At 50.4% G+C, this 17,286-nt stretch carries 9 protein-coding genes; 1 reads left to right on the forward strand and 8 read right to left on the reverse strand.

Annotated features, from left to right (window positions below):
* Window positions 1–71: 71 nt before the first annotated feature.
* The 6 genes from QUA43_RS17900 to QUA43_RS17925 all read right to left on the reverse strand — a co-directional run bounded on the left by QUA43_RS17900 (window position 72) and on the right by QUA43_RS17925 (window position 12,780).
* The gene (locus tag QUA43_RS17900) at window positions 72–5,396 is read right to left on the reverse strand and encodes a response regulator (protein WP_333375650.1); all 5,325 of its coding nucleotides are present in this window, start codon (window positions 5,394–5,396) and stop codon (window positions 72–74) included.
* A gap of 51 nt (window positions 5,397–5,447) precedes the next feature.
* The gene (locus tag QUA43_RS17905) at window positions 5,448–6,350 is read right to left on the reverse strand and encodes an HNH endonuclease (protein WP_333375652.1); all 903 of its coding nucleotides are present in this window, start codon (window positions 6,348–6,350) and stop codon (window positions 5,448–5,450) included.
* Window positions 6,351–6,407: 57 nt separating this feature from the next.
* The gene (locus QUA43_RS17910; protein ID WP_333375654.1) at window positions 6,408–9,506 is read right to left on the reverse strand and encodes a methyl-accepting chemotaxis protein; all 3,099 of its coding nucleotides are present in this window, start codon (window positions 9,504–9,506) and stop codon (window positions 6,408–6,410) included.
* A 147-nt stretch (window positions 9,507–9,653) separates the two neighbouring features.
* Entirely contained in the window at window positions 9,654–10,187 is a 534-nt protein-coding gene (locus tag QUA43_RS17915) for a chemotaxis protein CheW (protein ID WP_039887356.1), read from the reverse strand.
* Between the two features lie 699 nt (window positions 10,188–10,886).
* A complete protein-coding gene (locus tag QUA43_RS17920; RefSeq protein WP_333375656.1) occupies window positions 10,887–12,125 on the reverse strand; it encodes a response regulator in 1,239 nt (412 codons plus the stop codon).
* A 220-nt stretch (window positions 12,126–12,345) separates the two neighbouring features.
* Complete coding sequence (locus QUA43_RS17925) at window positions 12,346–12,780, reverse strand: hypothetical protein (protein WP_333375657.1); 435 nt, start codon at window positions 12,778–12,780, stop codon at window positions 12,346–12,348.
* A 988-nt stretch (window positions 12,781–13,768) separates the two neighbouring features.
* On the opposite strand from QUA43_RS17925, the gene hmpF reads away from it, so the two are divergent.
* A complete protein-coding gene (gene hmpF / locus QUA43_RS17930) occupies window positions 13,769–15,514 on the forward strand; it encodes a pilus motility taxis protein HmpF (RefSeq protein ID WP_333375659.1) in 1,746 nt (581 codons plus the stop codon).
* On the opposite strand, the gene tilS is transcribed toward hmpF, so the two are convergent.
* Together tilS and QUA43_RS17940 are read right to left on the reverse strand one after the other, a co-directional pair.
* On the reverse strand, window positions 15,511–16,635 hold the full coding sequence (tilS, locus tag QUA43_RS17935; protein ID WP_333375660.1) for a tRNA lysidine(34) synthetase TilS: 1,125 nt from the start codon (window positions 16,633–16,635) through the stop codon (window positions 15,511–15,513). The two genes, hmpF and tilS, sit on opposite strands and share 4 nt — an antisense overlap.
* A 127-nt stretch (window positions 16,636–16,762) precedes the next feature.
* Window positions 16,763–17,092, reverse strand: coding sequence for a KGK domain-containing protein (locus QUA43_RS17940; protein WP_333375662.1), 330 nt, complete (start codon window positions 17,090–17,092; stop codon window positions 16,763–16,765).
* Between the last annotated feature and the right edge of the window lie 194 nt (window positions 17,093–17,286).

A 17,286-nucleotide genomic window follows, 5' to 3' on the forward strand; every position in this document is an offset into this window, starting at 1 on the left:
CGCGTCTATCTGCCTCTATCTGCGGTTAAGAAATTACCTTTTTCAACCGCAGATAAATGCCGATTTACACATTACACACCAACCGGAGCACCAACAACCTCACCTTTCAACATCCGAGAAGCAGCATCAAGCAATTGCTCCTCCAAATAAGGCTTAGTGAAATAGCCTTTCGCGCCTAAACTGTAAGCCATTTGGCGGTGTCTGTCAGCACCGCGAGAAGTTAGCATCGCGATCGGCAATTCACACAAAACCGCATCCTTCTGCATCCGAGAAAGTAGTTCCAAACCGTCCATTCTCGGCATTTCAATATCGCAGAAAACGATATCGCAAGGCAGACCAGATTTCATCTTTTCCCAAGCTTCCTTACCGTCGCGAGCTTCTTCCACACGATAGCCAGACTTCTCGAAAGTAATCGACAAGAGCGATCGCACCGTAATCGAGTCATCCACAATCAGTACAGTCGGCTCAGTCTTCTCGATTTCCGCCTCCGCAGCAGCCCGATCGCCCTCATCCCAAAGCGTACCGCCAGTATCCTTCCGCAGCCTTCCAGTAGCCAAATCGATCAGTTCCAGAACGTCTGCAATTGCCACGATCCGACCGTCTCCGAGCACCGTGGCCCCAGCAATCCCGATCGGCTTCGGCACCGGCCCCTCCAACGGCTTGATCACAATTTCCTGTTCCGTCGAAACCTGATCCACCTGCACCGCCAAGAAATTGCCAGCAGAGCGCAGCACGATCACCGAAATCATGTCATCGTCTGTATTAAACCCGTAAACACTGCCCCGACCCAAATGGCGGCTGTAAGCCAGCAAATCCCGCAGCGGCCGGAACGGCAAGCTTTGACCCCGCCACTCAATGCAAGGCAAACCATCCGCCCCCGTCGTCACCTGATCGCGAGGCACATCGATCATATCCTCGACCCCATCCATCGGGAAAGCAATGCGAGCGCGATCGCTAATGCAAGTCAGAGCCTTAGAAATACTCAACACTAGAGGTAAACGGATGGTAAACACAGTCCCTTTGCCGATGGTTGAATCGATCGACACAGTGCCCCGAATCTCCTGCAAGGAAGTCTGCACCACATTCATACCGACCCCGCGGCCTGCATACTCCGTCGCCTGTTCCTGAGTGCTGAAACCCGGCATAAACAGCAAATCGTAAACTTCCGAGCGAGACATCCTCTGAGCCTGAGCCGCCGTCAGCATACCCTGCTTAATCGCCTTCGCCTTCACCCTTTGCGGGTCAATTCCCGCCCCGTCGTCAGAAACCGAAACCACCGTTTGGTTCCCTTGGTGGAAAGCGCGAATCGTAATCCTGCCGACTGCAGGCTTCCCAGCCGCCAGACGCACCTCCGGCGCTTCGATCCCGTGAGTAATCGCATTGTTCACCAAATGAGTCATCGGGTCATACAGTTGATCCACAATCATCTTGTCGATCAAAATATCCTTACCCTCAACCTGCAATTGAGCCTGCTTGCCGCACTTAATCGCGATTTCCCGCACCGCCCGGAACAGCCTGTCCGTCGTCTCCGCAAACGGCTTCATCCGGGCGCGAGTTAAACCTTCTTGCAGTTGAGTAGTGACTTGTCGCAGTTGGCGAGTCACCTGATCGGCCTCATCCACCAAAAACTCAATGTCCGCCGCCGACTCCCGCACCCGCACGATCAGCTCAATAATCTCCTGAGCCAAACTGTGGAAAGGAGTAAACCTGTCCATTTCCTCTGGTCTCCAGGCACTTTCCCTGGTGTGGGCCGAATCCTCAGAGCGCCAGGCCGATCGATGTCCTTGGCGGTTTGCCAGCAAAGCAATCTCCAAAAGACTCCGCTCGTAGAAATCCTGAGTCCGCTGGCTCACATCGCTCAGCAGCGTTACCTGGTGCAGCAAATTGTCCAAAAACTGCCGCATCCGTTCTTGGTCTTGCTCCAAACTGTTGCGGTTTACCACCAGTTCCCCCATCAAATTGCTGAGGTTGTCCAGTTGCTTGACCGGCACCCGCATCGTCTGGTCGCCGAACCCGCCCGCGCGCATATTGCGCCTGGGTCTGTTGATCGCCGACGGCCCCATATTGCCTTCCCCTTGGCGGCCGCTGTCCTTGGAATCTTCCAGCAGTTTTTCCAAATCGCCAAATTCGTCGTCGCTCTCCTCGGCGGCAGCGCGCGGAGCTTTACTGGCAGTTGTCGCCGGTAGCCCGTGAATTTCCGGCATAGTTGCGCTCTCGCTGAGGAGATCTTCGAGATCCGAGAAAACTTCTGTATTTACCGGACTCTGATTTGTACTCGCAGAAGCTGCTATAACAGCTCCAGCACCCCCTGCAATTAACAGCGCTTCTAAATCGTCAAAATTGCCTTCGTCGTCCTCAGCGCCTGATTCGCCATCGGCAAAAAAGTCTGCCAGCGACCCCTCTTCCAACTCCGAGGAATCGGCCTGGGCCGACTCGTCCTCAGCGTCCCAAAAGCCCGTCGTCAGTTCCGAAGTCACCAGAACCTCAGCATCGATCGAATCCAACAAATCATCAAAACCCTCTAACTCTTCGTTGTTGAGAGTAGCGCCGGTTTCCATTGCTGAGAGCAAGTCAGAATCGCCATCAAACATACCATCGAGAGATTCAGCAGGCAGTGCTTCTAAATCCACACTCGAAAAATCCGTTTCTAGGGCATCAAACAAATCATCTTCGCCCTCAGAATCCCCGGCGATATCTGTTTCGGCTCGATCGAAGAAATCCGCACCCGCCTCGTCGAACAAACCATCGGGAAGTTCGGCCGACAATTCTTCCTCATCATGAGCCGCGCCCTCATCTGGCGCCATTACAGCATCGGGCTGCAGCACCATGCCTTCCCCAAACATATCCTCCAAGAAATCGAAAGTTACACCCTCATCAGACTCGACATTATTTGAAATTTCCGACTCAGGACGATCGTCGGACAAAGCCTCCTGTTCAACCGCTGCCGAATTTGCCAAGCCTTGGTCGGAAACAGCCGCACCATTGTTCTCAAACAAACTCCCCAACTCGCCCCGATCAACTCCCACATCGGCACTCAGCAATTCTGAATCCCTATCATTGGGCCAACCCCCACGGGCTTGCCCCGAAGCTTGCCCGTCATACTCAGTACCGGTAGGTACAGAACCGAAAAGCTCAGCCAAATCAGCAGCTTCTTGGGAAGTAGCCACTCCTTGCCGATCCCGCACAGTCTGTTCATCCTCAGAAATCGAACCCGAGGTCATATCCCCAAACAGCGCATCTAAATCCGTATCCTCCACTTCCAGGTTGAGCGATTGCACAGACTCGTCTTCCAGGCCGAAAGCATCTTCTAGCCAGTTTTCATCCGCAGAGATATCTAAATCAGAATTTGATGTCATGTTAAGAACGTTGCCCATTTCCTCATTTTGTGCGATGCCTGCAGCTTGATCTCGATCGCCCCCGTTCTCCCCACCTTCGTCTTCTGAAGAAAGGAAATTAGAAGTCATCCCCAACAGTTCGCTCACATCCGAGTCCTCGCCAAGCTCAGAGAGGAACTCGAAATCATCTATTTCAGAGAGAGCAAGCGCTTCTGCACCCGCTGAATCATTATTGCCGCCCCCTGCTGCAGGCTCCTGCGATCCTGCGTCGAAAGCCTCAGACTTGAGGGAATACTCCGAAGAGACTGCCGGCACACCCGTTGCCTCATCCGAATCGCCTAAATCGCCGAACAAGTTATCGAAATCATCATCCTCCGTAACACCAGCAGAAGTTTGGGCAGCCACTTCGTCCAAAAGCGTACCGAGAGCATCTTCGTCCGCTTGTCTCCTGGCTGGGGCCACCGTGTCGTCTCGCCGCTCCAAACCGCCCCTACCGTTACCCGTTTTAAGCTGTTTGCGAGTTAACCGCTGGCTCGAACCCGCCTTTTTCTGACCGGCAGCTACTGCCGAGCCCTCTGCCTCCTCTCCAAAGAGCAAATCCTCCCCAAACAAACTCGTCAGGTCGTCAATCGGAGGCTTCGTGTTCGTTTCGGAACTTTCGGCATCGTATTCGTCAAACAACAAATCAGTAAAATCGCCGGAATTGTCATCATCGTCTGACCCCAGCATTCCCGCCGCCGATATCCCAGAAGACTGTGCATAGTCGAGGTCTTCTTCTTCTTCCCAAGCGCCGTCGAGATCCGGGGACTCGCCGTCAAACAAGTCAGCTAAAGTGTTGAGTTCTGCCGCGCCCACTTCCGGGCCGGTGCGGGTCGAACCTCTAAAAGCACCCGTCTCTATATCCGATTCTGCGAAGGCGGAATCCTCGTCGAACTGGGACAATCGAATGCCATTGTCATCGTTGCTGTCGCCACTGTCGAGTTGGTCGAACAGCTCGTCTATACTCAGCCCAGAAATAGTCGGCAGCAACTTGTTCAATCCATCCGGGGCATCGCCCGATCCCACCAGATCCCAGGCCTCATCCTCAACAGAAACAACATTTGTCCCGGATGTACTCGGTTGAGCGAAGGCCAGCAAATCTTCAAAATCCGTTTCTGGAACCAGAACAGCAGGCTGCAGCGCCAGAAGTTTTGCGCTTGGTGCGATCGACGATTCTAGACCAGAAATTACGAGTTCTTGCGCTTGTTTGATGTCTTTGATCACCGTTGGGGCTAAGGTACGGTAGGTATTGTCTGGGTTGGCGATCGCCTTGGATACAGCTTGGATCAATTCTATCCAGCAGGGCAGTTCAAATTCTTCCCCCGCCCTGAGCAAGTTCCGACAAATGTTCTTGAGTTGCCGCCTGCTTTCTAGCCCCTCCGGCTGTTTGAACTCTTGCAGGAGTTCCCGCATCCTCGCCGGCACGTCCGAGTCAAATACTAGCTGCAGCGCGCTGTCTTCTGTTGCTCTGGCATCAGGTGCGTAAACTGACCGCGAATCCGGAATACTCCTTGATGAGGCAAAAGCCCCGACTCCCATCCCCGCCATAACTGGTTCGGGTACTGGCATCGCGTAGCTCTCGTCTGCATGGTGTTCTCCGTGTCCAACGAGTCCTCCCAAGTGCCCGTTAAGTTCTTCAAATACTGGTTCTAATTCTCGAACCATCTGTTCTCCCAATTCCTCTGTCAGTCCAAAAGGCCCCGACAGTTGCTCTAACAGCCCTTGCAATGTGTCAAAAATTCGCAGGAAAAGGGATTCTAGCTGTTGGTCTACTTTAACGCTGCACTCTTTTAATACTTTAAAACTATCTTCTAGTCTGTGAGCTGTTTGCTGAATGCTAGTCAGCCCCAGCATTGCTGCTCCTCCTTTGACAGAGTGAGCGGCCCTAAATACTTCGTTGACCAGTTCTGGGTCTTCGATCGTGGTTTGCAGATTCAGCAAGCCTTGTTCGATCGTATTGAGGTGGTCTTTTGCCTCCTCAATAAAGTAGCCCATTATCCTCTGTTGTTGCTCCGGCAGCATAGTTTTATTCCTGATTTTAAGCGTTATTGTATTGGGTCTATGTTAGTAGTTCTAGAGAAGCTCTCTGTATATCTCGCCCCTTGCCAAGAGAATAATCTGACTGCGAGATATCGCAAATGTCCTGGCTATTTTTCTTTTCGATATGCCCTCACTTAAAAGATAGCGAATCTCGCGCACCTGTTCGGGTTGGAGTTTGCGGTGGATAGATATCTTGCCGGGAACGAAAGGAAAGCGATTTTTTTCTATAGCATCGCGGGAGTTATCGGCGGGGGTTCCTTCCCACAAATGGTCAGGATTGACACAACCGCGATCGTCGCAACTGTGGCACGCAAAATAACCGGGTTTAACAGACCGTCCCAGTTTGTGTTCCAGTACAAGTCTGTGGGGATAGAAACTTTGATTTTTTCCGTTAATTCTGATAGTTTTAACAGAGTAACCATCACTTCGCTTAGCCAAGGTGCAAATCATGCAGCCATTCGGCTGTATTTCAGCGCGAATGCCGGGAATTATTTCTCGACCTCGCACTTTTTTTTGAGGTTGAGGAGCCGATGTACTTCCTACATCTTTAATCCGTCCTTTTTTAAACCTGTCTTGAGAATTTTCCAGTCGAGAACCTTCCCATAAATGGTTAGGATTAATGCAGTTGCGAACATCGCAAGTATGGCAAGCAAAGTATTCCGATCTAATCGGACGACCTAAGATATTTTCTAATACTAAACGGTGAACATTCAGCGTTTTCCATTCACCGTTAATTTTAAGTCTTTTGTTGGCATAGCCCCTGCTGTTTTTTGATAGGGTACAGATAATACAGCCCGTCGGCTGTATTTCACCAAAGATGCCAGGAATTACTTCTACTATGTTGTCGTCCATCTGTGCAACTCCTACTTCCTTTAGGTGTTGGATTAGCAGCCCCGCAGCGGTTTCAAGACTGCGAGGTTGCTTTTTGTATGCCATTATTGCCACACTAACGTGCTTGTAAATCAGCAAGCAAAAAAAGAATTAGACAATTGATTACTGCCTTTCTGCTGTTTCTACTCGGAATCTTTCCACCGATGTCAAAAGGTCGCGAGCAACGCCCACCAAATTTTGCAAAGCACCCGAAACTCGCTGCGCTTCTTGGGACGTTTCCTGAGCGGTTAACTCCACGGCCTGCATCACACTGGCGACCGCGCGAGCTGTTTCGTTTTGCTCTACTGTGTCGGCAGTAATCGATCGCACTAACACGTCAATTCGGTTAGTTACTTGAATGATATCTTCAAGCGATCGCTTCGCCTGTTCTGCCAATCTTGTCCCCTCAATAACTTGCTGCGTCCCTTCTTCCATCGCCGTCATTACCGCGCCGGTTTCGCTTTGAATTTGCATCACGATCTGTTCGATTTCTTTCAAAGACTTAGCCGATCGATCTGCCAATTGTCGCACCTCATCTGCCACGATCGCAAAACCCCTGCCCGCTTCCCCAGCTCTCGCCGCCTCAATACTGGCGTTGAGGGCCAATAAATTCGTCCGGGAGGCGATCGTCGCAATTAAAGCCACAATCTTAGAAATTTCTTGAGAAGCTTCCGCCAACCTCTTGACTTTTCTCGTGGTTTCTGCTACCGTTTCTCGAATTTCCAAAATCCCGGCCACCGTCCGCTCCACAGCCTCGCCCCCTTTCAGAGCCGTTGCCGCCGCGCCCCGGGCCACTTCTTCCGCCTCTCTAGCGCTCTCTGCGACCCGCTGAATCGCATCGGTGAGGACTTGTACAGAATTCAGCGTTGCTGCCAGTTCCTCAGCTTGCCGCAGCGCGTCGGAAGACAAATCGCCCGCAAACTTAGCACTATCTGTCGCGCCTTTGCTGACCTCCCGAGCCGCCTGCTTCACCTGATGGACGATTTCGCGCAGATTTTGAATTGTCAAGTTAAACGAGTCAGCAACAGCACCCAAAACGTCTGCGGTCACTTCCGCAGTCACCGTCAAGTCACCCCGGGCCGCTCCTTCCACGTCGTCTAGCAAGCGAATCACTTGGCGCTGCAAGTCTTCTTTTGCCTGTTCCTGCTCGTCCGACTTGCGCCTGGTATCGCTAATCGTGGTTTGGATGACCTTCGCCATGTGGTTGAATTTAGCAGCCATTTTGCCAAATTCATCTTCCGAGTAAACCGTAGCGCGAGCGTCCAAAGCTCCTTGAGATACAGCATCGAACTGAGCTTGCAAATTGTCCGACGACTTGCGTACCTGCTTGGCGATCAACTGGCCGATGCCCCAAGAAGTTAAAAAGCTCGTAAAGCCTGCTGCTGCGGTCATTACCCAGCCTGTTTGGCGCAGGTAAACGATCGCCTCCGGTTTGTCTTGCCGCAGAGCTTGATAGGAGGCAATGTTGGTGACGAAAGCCACAGCTACCAGAGAAACCAGTCCCGCCCCGATTGCCGTGTACAACTGTTTTGTAAACAAAGGGGCATTTTCCAAGAAAGCCAGTCCCCCCTGTTCTACTGTTACCGAAGTATCGAGGGCTTCTGTTTCGCTGGGAGAAAAAGTTGGCACTGACGTATCAGCCGGGCCGTTGATGCTAAATATCTCGTCATCCCGAATTGCTGAGCCATCGCTGTTGTCAAAGTCCAGGCTGCTGCCGGTCGTTCCCATCATGCCGCTGGTCGAGTTGCCGAAATTGGTGTTACCTCTAGTCAAGATCGAACTGGTGGCATCTTCTGAGATATCAAAGTCCGGCAAATTGCCCAAATCGTCAAATTCGTCAAATTCGTCTAAAAAGTCGCTGTGTTCTTGAGCGTTCCCAGTTTTTGACGACCAGGCACTGCTGTTATTGTCGGACGACCCAAAAGCTGTCGCTTGTTCGTTTTCGTCGAAAGAGAAAGAATCGCTAAAAGCGTCGTCTTCAAAAGCATCTAACTCAAAGTTGTCTCTAGAGCTAAATGCCGGGGGTTCCGAGTCGCTGTAACCGTTGCTGTTGGCGGAAGCTCGATCGACTGAATTAAATTGTCCCCGACTCGACCTTTGACTTTGAGAGTTGGGGACAGCACCTCCCATCAACAGCGTTTCGTCTTCCGCCAGCGAATAGTTTGACGAGTAGTCCGACCCGTTATTCGGCTGTTTGTTTTGAGGTCGAGAAGACCCGAAACCCGACGACGAGGGCATCGCCTCGGCAAAGGGGTCTTCCTCTTCGGCCCCAGGTGCGTTATGACCGTAATTTTGACCACTCTGGGGCGGGGATTGGTAGTCGTAGTCGGAGTTATCGTCGAATTCGTCTGGCAAATCGAGCGCAGCAAAAGGTTCGCCAAAATTGTCCGAGGGCGCGATGGGGGAGTCTAGTTGGTTCGAGTCGAAGGAATTCCCGATGTCTGAAGAGGCAAAACTTTGACCGTTGAGCATCTGAGTCGGAGCTTCTGAAAACGAATCTCCTGAGTAAGGTGCGCTTGAACCAGACACTTTGCTGCTAGACACGTCAGCAGCATCAAACCCTCCATCATCTAAGGCAAAAGGGTCTGCAAAGTCCGAGTCGGCAAACTCGTCTATGCCGTCTAGCGAGCCGGAGTTCTCAGCATAAGCTGCCATTCCGCCGCTGTCGCCACCAAAGGGGTTAGAATGTGAGGCTAAATCTGGGACTGAGCCTGCGCCATCGTCGTCTTCTGGTTCCCACCCCAAGCCACTCATGCCCAAGTCGGCCAAGTCCTCGTTTTCCATGTCGTCTGGGGATTGACTTCTATAGGAAAGGGATGGGGAATTTCCTTGGAAAAGTCCCAAATCCGGGTCTTCTAACCCTTCATCAAGAGATAAGTCTGGATAGAATTCTAATTCAGTTTCAGCAGACAAAGCCTCGAAATTTTCCGTTTGTAGTTCTCCAGATAAAAATTGGTCTGTGTAGGTAATTCCGCTGTGAGCGTGTTCCACCAAACTCTGGTCATCACTCAGGCCTAGCACAACCGTGTACTGTTCCCGCGCCACCTCATACTGTTGCAGTCCGTAGCAGTAAATGTGTCCGCACAGCAGGCGAGCGCTGGGGTCTTCGGGAAAATCTTCTACTAATTGATAAACTAGGGCTGCGGCTTCTGAATAATTGCCATCCATGTAGGCCGCTTCTGCCCGTTGGTAGTCCTGCTGAAAGTTGGTACTTGTTGCCATTTGCCGCCCTCTTTGGATTTTAGATTTTAGATTTGAGATTTTTGATTTTTATCTTGAATTGAATGTTTAGATGCGCGCCTCAAGTCGTGTGACTGTTGATGGTTAGACCCCAATCGAAAATCGCAAATCGCAAATCTAAAATCGATTTCACGCTGCCCACCGCGCCGAGCGCAGAATTTTCACTTGATCTAGCAGTCGGAGCACTTTCTGAGCTGGTGCACCTAACATCCATTCTCCCCTCAGAAATGGAATCATGCCGTCTGGTGCATTGTTCTGAGAGTGCAGTTGCTCTACGTCGAGCCAGTCCATCCCCACAATTCGATCGACTGCCAGCCCCAAAATCGTGTCTTGGTCTTCCACAGCCACGATCGGGATTTCGGGTCTATCTGTGTTCAGAGGTGTTTGGTCTCCCAGAAATTGGCCGAGGTCTGCCACCCAAATCACTCGTCCTCTCATATTTAGCGTACCTAAAAGCAAAGAGGAAACGTTGGGGATCGGTGTCATGCGGTCTGGGGAGGGGGATAGTACCTCTCTAATCCCTGTCGCTGGCAGGGCGAACTCGTTCCCCGAAGGAACGTAGAACCGCAGGTGCAGCTCGCCTTCGGGAGTTTCTAGTTCTTGGAATTCAGGAGCCGGATCTACGCCTAGTCCTGGTAATATAAAGTCTGGGCTACCGCTAATCATAATTCTGACACCTGCATTTCTAGCAAAATTGTTGAGGTTTCCCGCCAAGAAGAACTCGATCGAAACTTCGATGGTCGAAACTTGACACAGCCAAGCTTGACACAGCCAAGGGGTGAATGGCGCGACTGCCGGAGGTGCTTGGCAATACATTTGCTCCGTCAATAATTGACTGCCACCAATAAATTCGCGCGACCTTTGCTGACAAATTAGCTCAAATCGACTACGAACAATTAATGTGAAACCCCTAAAGCTTCACTTGGTACTCCCACCGCCCTCTCCATTGGTAAAACTCGGGGTAATTTCTGCGATGAATGCTAAACCGATACTCGGATTAGCGAGGAGTTGTTGACATGGCTGGTGTCGCGACAATCATGAACGGAGTCACTTAAGACTGAGAATTGGACTCTCTGACTTTGTACAGAAATACCTAGCAATAAGTATCTCTGTGCATCAGTTTTTCGGGGCGGCTGCAAGTGGAGAACAAGTATATTATATTTGCACTTTGAGCGTGTTAGACCCACTTGGGTCTAGAAATTGAACAGAGTTTTACCGACGCCCTTATGCCAGCGCGCGGATTAATACATTCTAGTTTATGGTGCGATCGCCAATAGTACCCCCAGCTTTCTCTTTGTGGCGGCCGAGACTTGATCTAACCGCAGGTACAAAAAAGCTCCCATCATGGCATCGGTGCGAAAGTTATTTTTCTTCTAATTGGTCTTCTAGCGATCGATCTAATAATCTTTCCGAGAGATTGAGCCGAGGGTAGCCCGGGCCCACATATTTTTCTACCAGCATCAATAACTCGCTTTCACCAAAAGGTTTGGTGTAAAAGTCTGTAGCTCCGGCCATGCGGGCTTTAACGCGATCGATAAATCCGTCGATGCCCGTCAGCATCACGATCGGCGTCTGCCGGAAAGCGCTAGAACTACGCAGCATAGCGCAAATTTCGTAGCCGTCGAGTTCCGGCATGGCGATATCACACAGAATTAAATCGGGTTTGAGTGGAAACACCAAACTCAGGGCTTGGAGGGGATTGCCGATCGTAGTAGCTTCGTAACCGTGTTCATTTAAAATTGACTCAACTGTTTTGCGAATAGTATTGTCGTCGTCAATACAGACAACTCTCGGAACCTTGGTTTCTGGGGACGACCATTCTTTTTTATTGTTGGCCGGGGCAACAGAGGGTTCGTAAAATACTTGCACCAATCCCTGCTGCACGAAGGGGTAAATCGCCTTAGCGACAGTCAGCACGTCTCGGTTGAGGTACCGCGCCATTTGGCGGATCGAAGTGTGGCCGTCGGCCCAGCGTCTGAGAGTATTAAAGGTATTGACAGGCAGCGCTACTCGCAGCTCGGAGGGGTCTGAAATCACCGGGCATTGGTTGGGCGACTGAATGTGAGGGTGAAACTGCTTCCACTGCTGCACCTGTTTGACAATCTTGGCCAGCAGCGAGCTAATTTCTAAGCTGGTCAGTTGAGGAGCCAAAGCTGGGCCCATTTCAAAAGTGAAGGAACCCTGGTGAAGACTGAGCAAGTCAAATAGGGTTTCGTGGATCATGCTCTGGATGATGTTGCGCCCTTGAGCTGGGGTGAGGATGTGGTTTTCTAGCAGGGCCCATAGGTAGCCGTATTCTGGGGCATTGGTAGATGCCATATAGGGAACTTGGATTTTGTCGAGGGCGGTATCTGCTTTGTAGCGGCGCAGGTAGTCGCGCAAGCGAAACAAACTGCCCGCACTCTGGGTAGCGTAAATAATCTGACCGTTGAAGCAGAAGACATACCAGGATTGTCCTGCAAGGGAGCGCAGGGTAGGTTGAGTACCCGTGCTGCTGCCGGTGGAGGTGTAGGCCTCTACGAACAGTTCTCCGGTTCGCTGACCTAACTCAATCAATTGCAGGATGCTGCGGATGTCTATTTCACTCAAATTTCCCTGCATGCAGCTAAAGTGTCCTCCTTAAAACCGTTGGCGTCTGAGCTCGGAAAGACTGTGTGCTGGCGAAAAGATTGACTTTAGTTTCCGTCAATAATTTACGCGCTGATGCCGATCTCACAATTGGGAATTGACGAAAGGGCGATACTTGTTGCCGCTCCTCGGCCGCGCTACCAGTCCACAAGCTGAAACCGCGAAACTCGCGGCATTCTCTAAGTGTAGAGTTTCACCTTAGTATTCCCAAGTATTCCCACTGTTGCCTAAACTCGTAGAATCCACATTGCACGATTGCACGGGTTCTTCGAGTGTGCCACGCTGGCATTCCCGACTGGTTCAAGTCTTCGCTCGCCAAAGTTTTGAAGTTTTTGGCTGAGTATGCCGTCAGTTTCTCCAGCACATCTTGGCGTAGGTCAACTTCAAAATACCGAGGATTCTCTGGTTTTACCGCTGCTACCAGCAGCAAGTGCCGATCGAGCCCCGATGGGAACTTGAGGCTAGTCTGTTGGGTTGGATGAGTTGCGATCGAGGTTTTTTTTGGGTTTGCCACAGCCCTAAAATCAGGTGCAGTCAAAATGAACCTTTGTTGGCAATTGTCAGGAAAACCCTCAGTGCCGATCGACCTTTTTGCTCGCCCGCGGCGAGCATCATAGGCTCGCGTCATTACCCTATTCTAAGGCAGCGCGGTTCAAATCCCTACTCCGCCGGAGCAAGGCACCAGCTTGGGGCCAGCAAAGGCTTTGTTCACGATCGACCCATAACTAAAGCGTTGTAAAATCTATAGAAACTTTTGGATCGAAACGGCAGAGGCAAGCCCAGGGCTAAGGACATGGGGATTTAGACTTGGGGATCAGTCGGTAGGGACTTTTAAGTCTCGTGAAACGATTGTGTTGCTAAAACCAGGGTGGTATAATTGGCACAGAGCAATTCGCCAGAGTAAGAATAATTTTCAACCCATTGAAATATCCTAGAGGGCGAGCAACCCCGCTAACGCACTAATCCGATTCATTCGGAATAGTTAAAGGGCAAATCATTGCAGCATAGGTCACGTTAAACCTTAAAAATATGAAGAACTCAGCAAGTCGGCGCTCCGGGAGAAGTAAATTTCTTTGAGTGAGTAGAGGGATATTTGAATATCCCTTTGTCGTCTTGAAGGTGGGTAAGAATCCCCCGGATTTATCCGTGGGGAGGTTCAAGGACTGACCTTTTTCAGGTTTGGTCTATGGCAGTCTCCGCAGTGAGAGCTAGTCTTTAATCAAGCGGCATTGGTACTGCTCTCTCATTCCTCCAGACAACTGGCGGCGGCCGTACTTTCTGGAAGTTCTCCCGTGAGAACGTGCTATGCGTGAGTGCTGAAGAAAAGTTAGAAAAAAATGCTATCCCCCGATTGGGCAAACGACACCAAAAAGTAAGACTTAATTGGCAAAAAGTTATCCTTACTTGTCTATACTTATTTACTTTAGGTAAGTTGACTAAAGATCACACGCAGTGTTATGTTTAGTCAAGAACCTTTGGCTTAAGGGGGATAGCCTACTTATGTTGGAATTAGCCGTCTACCCAACAGCGTAGGAAGTAAACACCACTTATCTTTTAGGCCTTTAAGTAACTTAAAGTAAGTTGGGATAGGTTTTACGAAGCAGAGGACTATTAGTGTGCTGTATCTAGCGGAAGTACAAAAACAGAGAAGCGGCTTTGGTCTCGGTGGCGGTAAGGCTGAACTGAAACTGCTAGCTTGTCAGCGGGGCGAACATAACTGGAGCGCTGTACCAGGCGATGACGCGATCCCAGTTGAGGAAGCTAATAAGTTTAACGACGGCACGCTGGTGCTGGTTGAGTTGAGTGCTAGCAAGCAAGTGCAGCGGATTCAGGAGGCGGCCCGCCAGTTGGTGAGCATTCTGCAAAATTTCTCGCGATTGCAGGACAAGTTTAAGGATAAGGAAGAGGAAATTGAACAGTGGAAGGCTTCTCTGACGTTTTCGAGTCAGGAACTCAATCGCCGGGAAATGGAAATGCAAGCCCGCGAAGAGCAGTTGGCTCAAATGGAAGAGGAGTTGGAGCGGCTGGAGGCTCAGCGCTCAGAAATTGAAAATACTCGAGATGAAGCTAACCGACTGCGAGAAGAAGTCGATCGCAGTCGCGTGGAAATTGAGACGGCTTGGGAACAGTTGCGGGGTGAGCAGCAACGGGTGGCCCAGCAGCAGTCTGAGGTTCCGCAGGGGGCAGTGGTTGATGAGCAGCAGACCCAGAGGATTCAGGAGTTGATGCAGAAGCTGGGAGGGGCAATTGCTTCGGCTCAAGGGGTGCGGGAACAACTGAATCAGTCTCTTGGTGCCGTGGGCGCTCAACAGGCAATTCTGGATCAGCACTGGCAGCAGTTGGAGCAAAAAAACAGCATAGCTCAACAGCAACAAGAAGAGGTCGATCGACAAAATCAGAGCCTCCAAAACCGCTGGCAAGAGTGGTACCAATCTCAAGAAGCTTTGGCGCAAGCTCGGGCGGAGCTTAAAGGCCTGCAAAGTACCCTCAGCGCTAAGCAGGAGCAGGCTCAGTCGGTGTCTTTGCAGGTGCGGGCTGTTGAGGAGCTTTACCAGCAAGTTTCCAGGCTCGCATCTGCTTCGGGTACTGCGGGTACGGAGCAAAAAGTAGATGTGTCAGCTTTGGAGAAGATGTCTGTTGATGAGTTACAGGGGCTGGTGCAACACCTGCAACAGGATTTGGAAAAGGTGTTCCGGTTTGTTAACGATCAAGAGGAGGAGTTGACTCTGCAGCGGGAGACAATCGAGGAGCTGCAAGAGAAAATTCAAGCTGCTAGCGAGTACGATCGCATGGCTTTGGAAAATGAAATGGCAGATGAACTCGAAAGTTATCAGATGTTAAACGAAACTCTGGTGGGACAGCGCCTCCGGTTGCAGGAACGGGAAGATGTTTTAAAGCAGCATCAGGCGGTGCTGTGGCGACGCCTGGGTACTGCTAATGCTTCCAAACAAGAGCGAGGAGATATTGATTTGGGGCCGATTGTCGCACAGCTCGATACTCAGCGGCAGCAGCAAAGCCAAGAATTGCAAAGACTGGAAAACGAAATTCAGCAGGTGCGAGAAGCCGTATCCCAAATTGAGGCAAATGTCAACCGCCAAAATGGGGAAAGTGAGGCGAAACGCTACGAACTCAAGCAGTTAGAGCAGAATTTGTTCAACCAGAAAGGTGCAGTGGCGCAACTATGGGGCAGAGTGAATGTTTATCAAGAAATGTTGCAGCCGGTGCAGGACAATTTGAATGCGCTACGCCAAAAGCTCGAAGCGGTGGCGGGGGAACTCGATCGGGTGCAGGAGACGGGAGACGAGCAAGATCGGGTAGTTTCCGAGTTGCGGCAAGTCCTTTCGGGTTTGCTCTCAGCTTAAAATTTAATATCTAAAATTATCGAAGGGTGTTCGACTCGACCGATCGCTCCTCCAGGAAATGGATCGGTTTGCGATCGGTTGGGCGCTACTATTAAGCTCGTTAGTTTTTCTACGCTTTCAAAGCTGGGCGCCGAGGGCAATATTTGTTGCAGTATTTGCCGCATTGCCCGTCGCTGCAAGGCCAGGGGTGCTTCGCGCAAAATCGAGCGATTTAACTTGACGGGAAGTTGAAAATTCACCTGCGGGCTGTCTGCAATTGGAGACATTGCTCGCTGTAGCAAGTCGCTGGCTGCAAGTTCGAGATATTCTACATCGGCGCGGAGGAGTTCGGCTGTTTGAGCTAGGGCTTGTTGGGCTTTTGGGTTGAAATGAGTTTCCAAATAAGGCAATAATTCCGATCGAATCCGGTTGCGATTATATTGCAAGTCTTGATTTGTGTAATCTTCCCAAATGGGTAGTTTTTGCTCTAGACAAAATTGACCTGTTTGCGATCGAGTTATTTCGAGCAAGGGACGAACTAAATAGATTTTAGATTTTAGATTTTGGATTTTCGATTGGGAATTTTCATCCTGATTTTCCAATCTCAAATCGGCAGATATTTGGGAGTTGGGATTTTCGCCGGAATTCCCCAATCTAAAATCGGCGAGGGGCCGTGTCCAGGTGAGGGCAGAAAGTCCGTCGGCGCCACTGCCGCGAATCAGGTTGTAGAGGAGTGTTTCGGCGCGATCGCTGGCTGTGTGGCCTGTAACAATGTAGGGGTAGTTGTGGGCGATCGCAATTTCGGTTAAAGCTTGATATCGCCACTGTCTGGCCGCTGCTTCTGTTTTGGGGATGTCCGAGGCTGTTTCCAAATAGTAGGATATTCCCCAGTTTTTAGCTAATTGTTCTACATGATTGGCCGAGGCTTCCGAGTCAGAACGCCAACGATGATCGCAGTGAACAATCGCTAGGTTCCACCCCCATTTTGGCTGCAAATCTAACAGTAATTTAATTAAACACAGAGAATCTTGTCCGCCAGATACTGCTACTAACAATCGCTGATTTGATGGCAATATTTGTCGGTACAGCAGCGTCCTGTGCACTTGAGCGTGCAAGTGCGTCCAATTGGAAGATTCAGCCATGAGAGAAGTTTTTCACTAAGCAACAATCAGGAAGTTAGAAAACGAGCAGTGTACGGGATTTAATGGATGGATTTTGAGCAAAGAAGGGGAACCCTCCCCCTCTCCCAATCTCTCAGTCTTGGCCTTCCTAGCTCCACATTCCTATACTTTGGGGGTCGCGGTCTGGATACCTCGAAATAGGAAAATGATTACTTATTTCTGTTGAGTCACATTGCTTTAATGGCTCATCTATATCAGTTTGATTTGAGCTATCTACGGCGTAGTTTTGCACGGTGTCTGATCTTTCGGCAGCGGCAGGAAGGGCTTTTTGCTCTTTGATTTCAGGTTCCAGCGGAATGAACTCCAGACGCATTCTAAGTTTTCCTTTAGTCCAGTCTTTGCCAGCACTTAATAGCTCGCAATCCAGGCCGTCTGAAAATAATTTTTCGTCTACCAATTTTGACTGCATAATTGCCATAAATTCGCTGACTTTGAATGTACATTGATACATCAAAGCGCTGGTAGGGGCAGACACAACATCGTCTTGTTGGGGGAATATTGGCGATTCGTCCATATTAATTGTCCTTATTTTAATGAAGGAAGAAGGAAGAAGGAAGAAGGAAGAAGGAAGAAGGAAGAAGGAAGAAGGAAGAAGGAAGAAGGAAGAAGGAA

This window comes from Microcoleus sp. N9_B4, assembly GCF_036701635.1.
In the GTDB taxonomy this organism is placed as follows: Bacteria; Cyanobacteriota; Cyanobacteriia; order Cyanobacteriales; family Microcoleaceae; genus Microcoleus.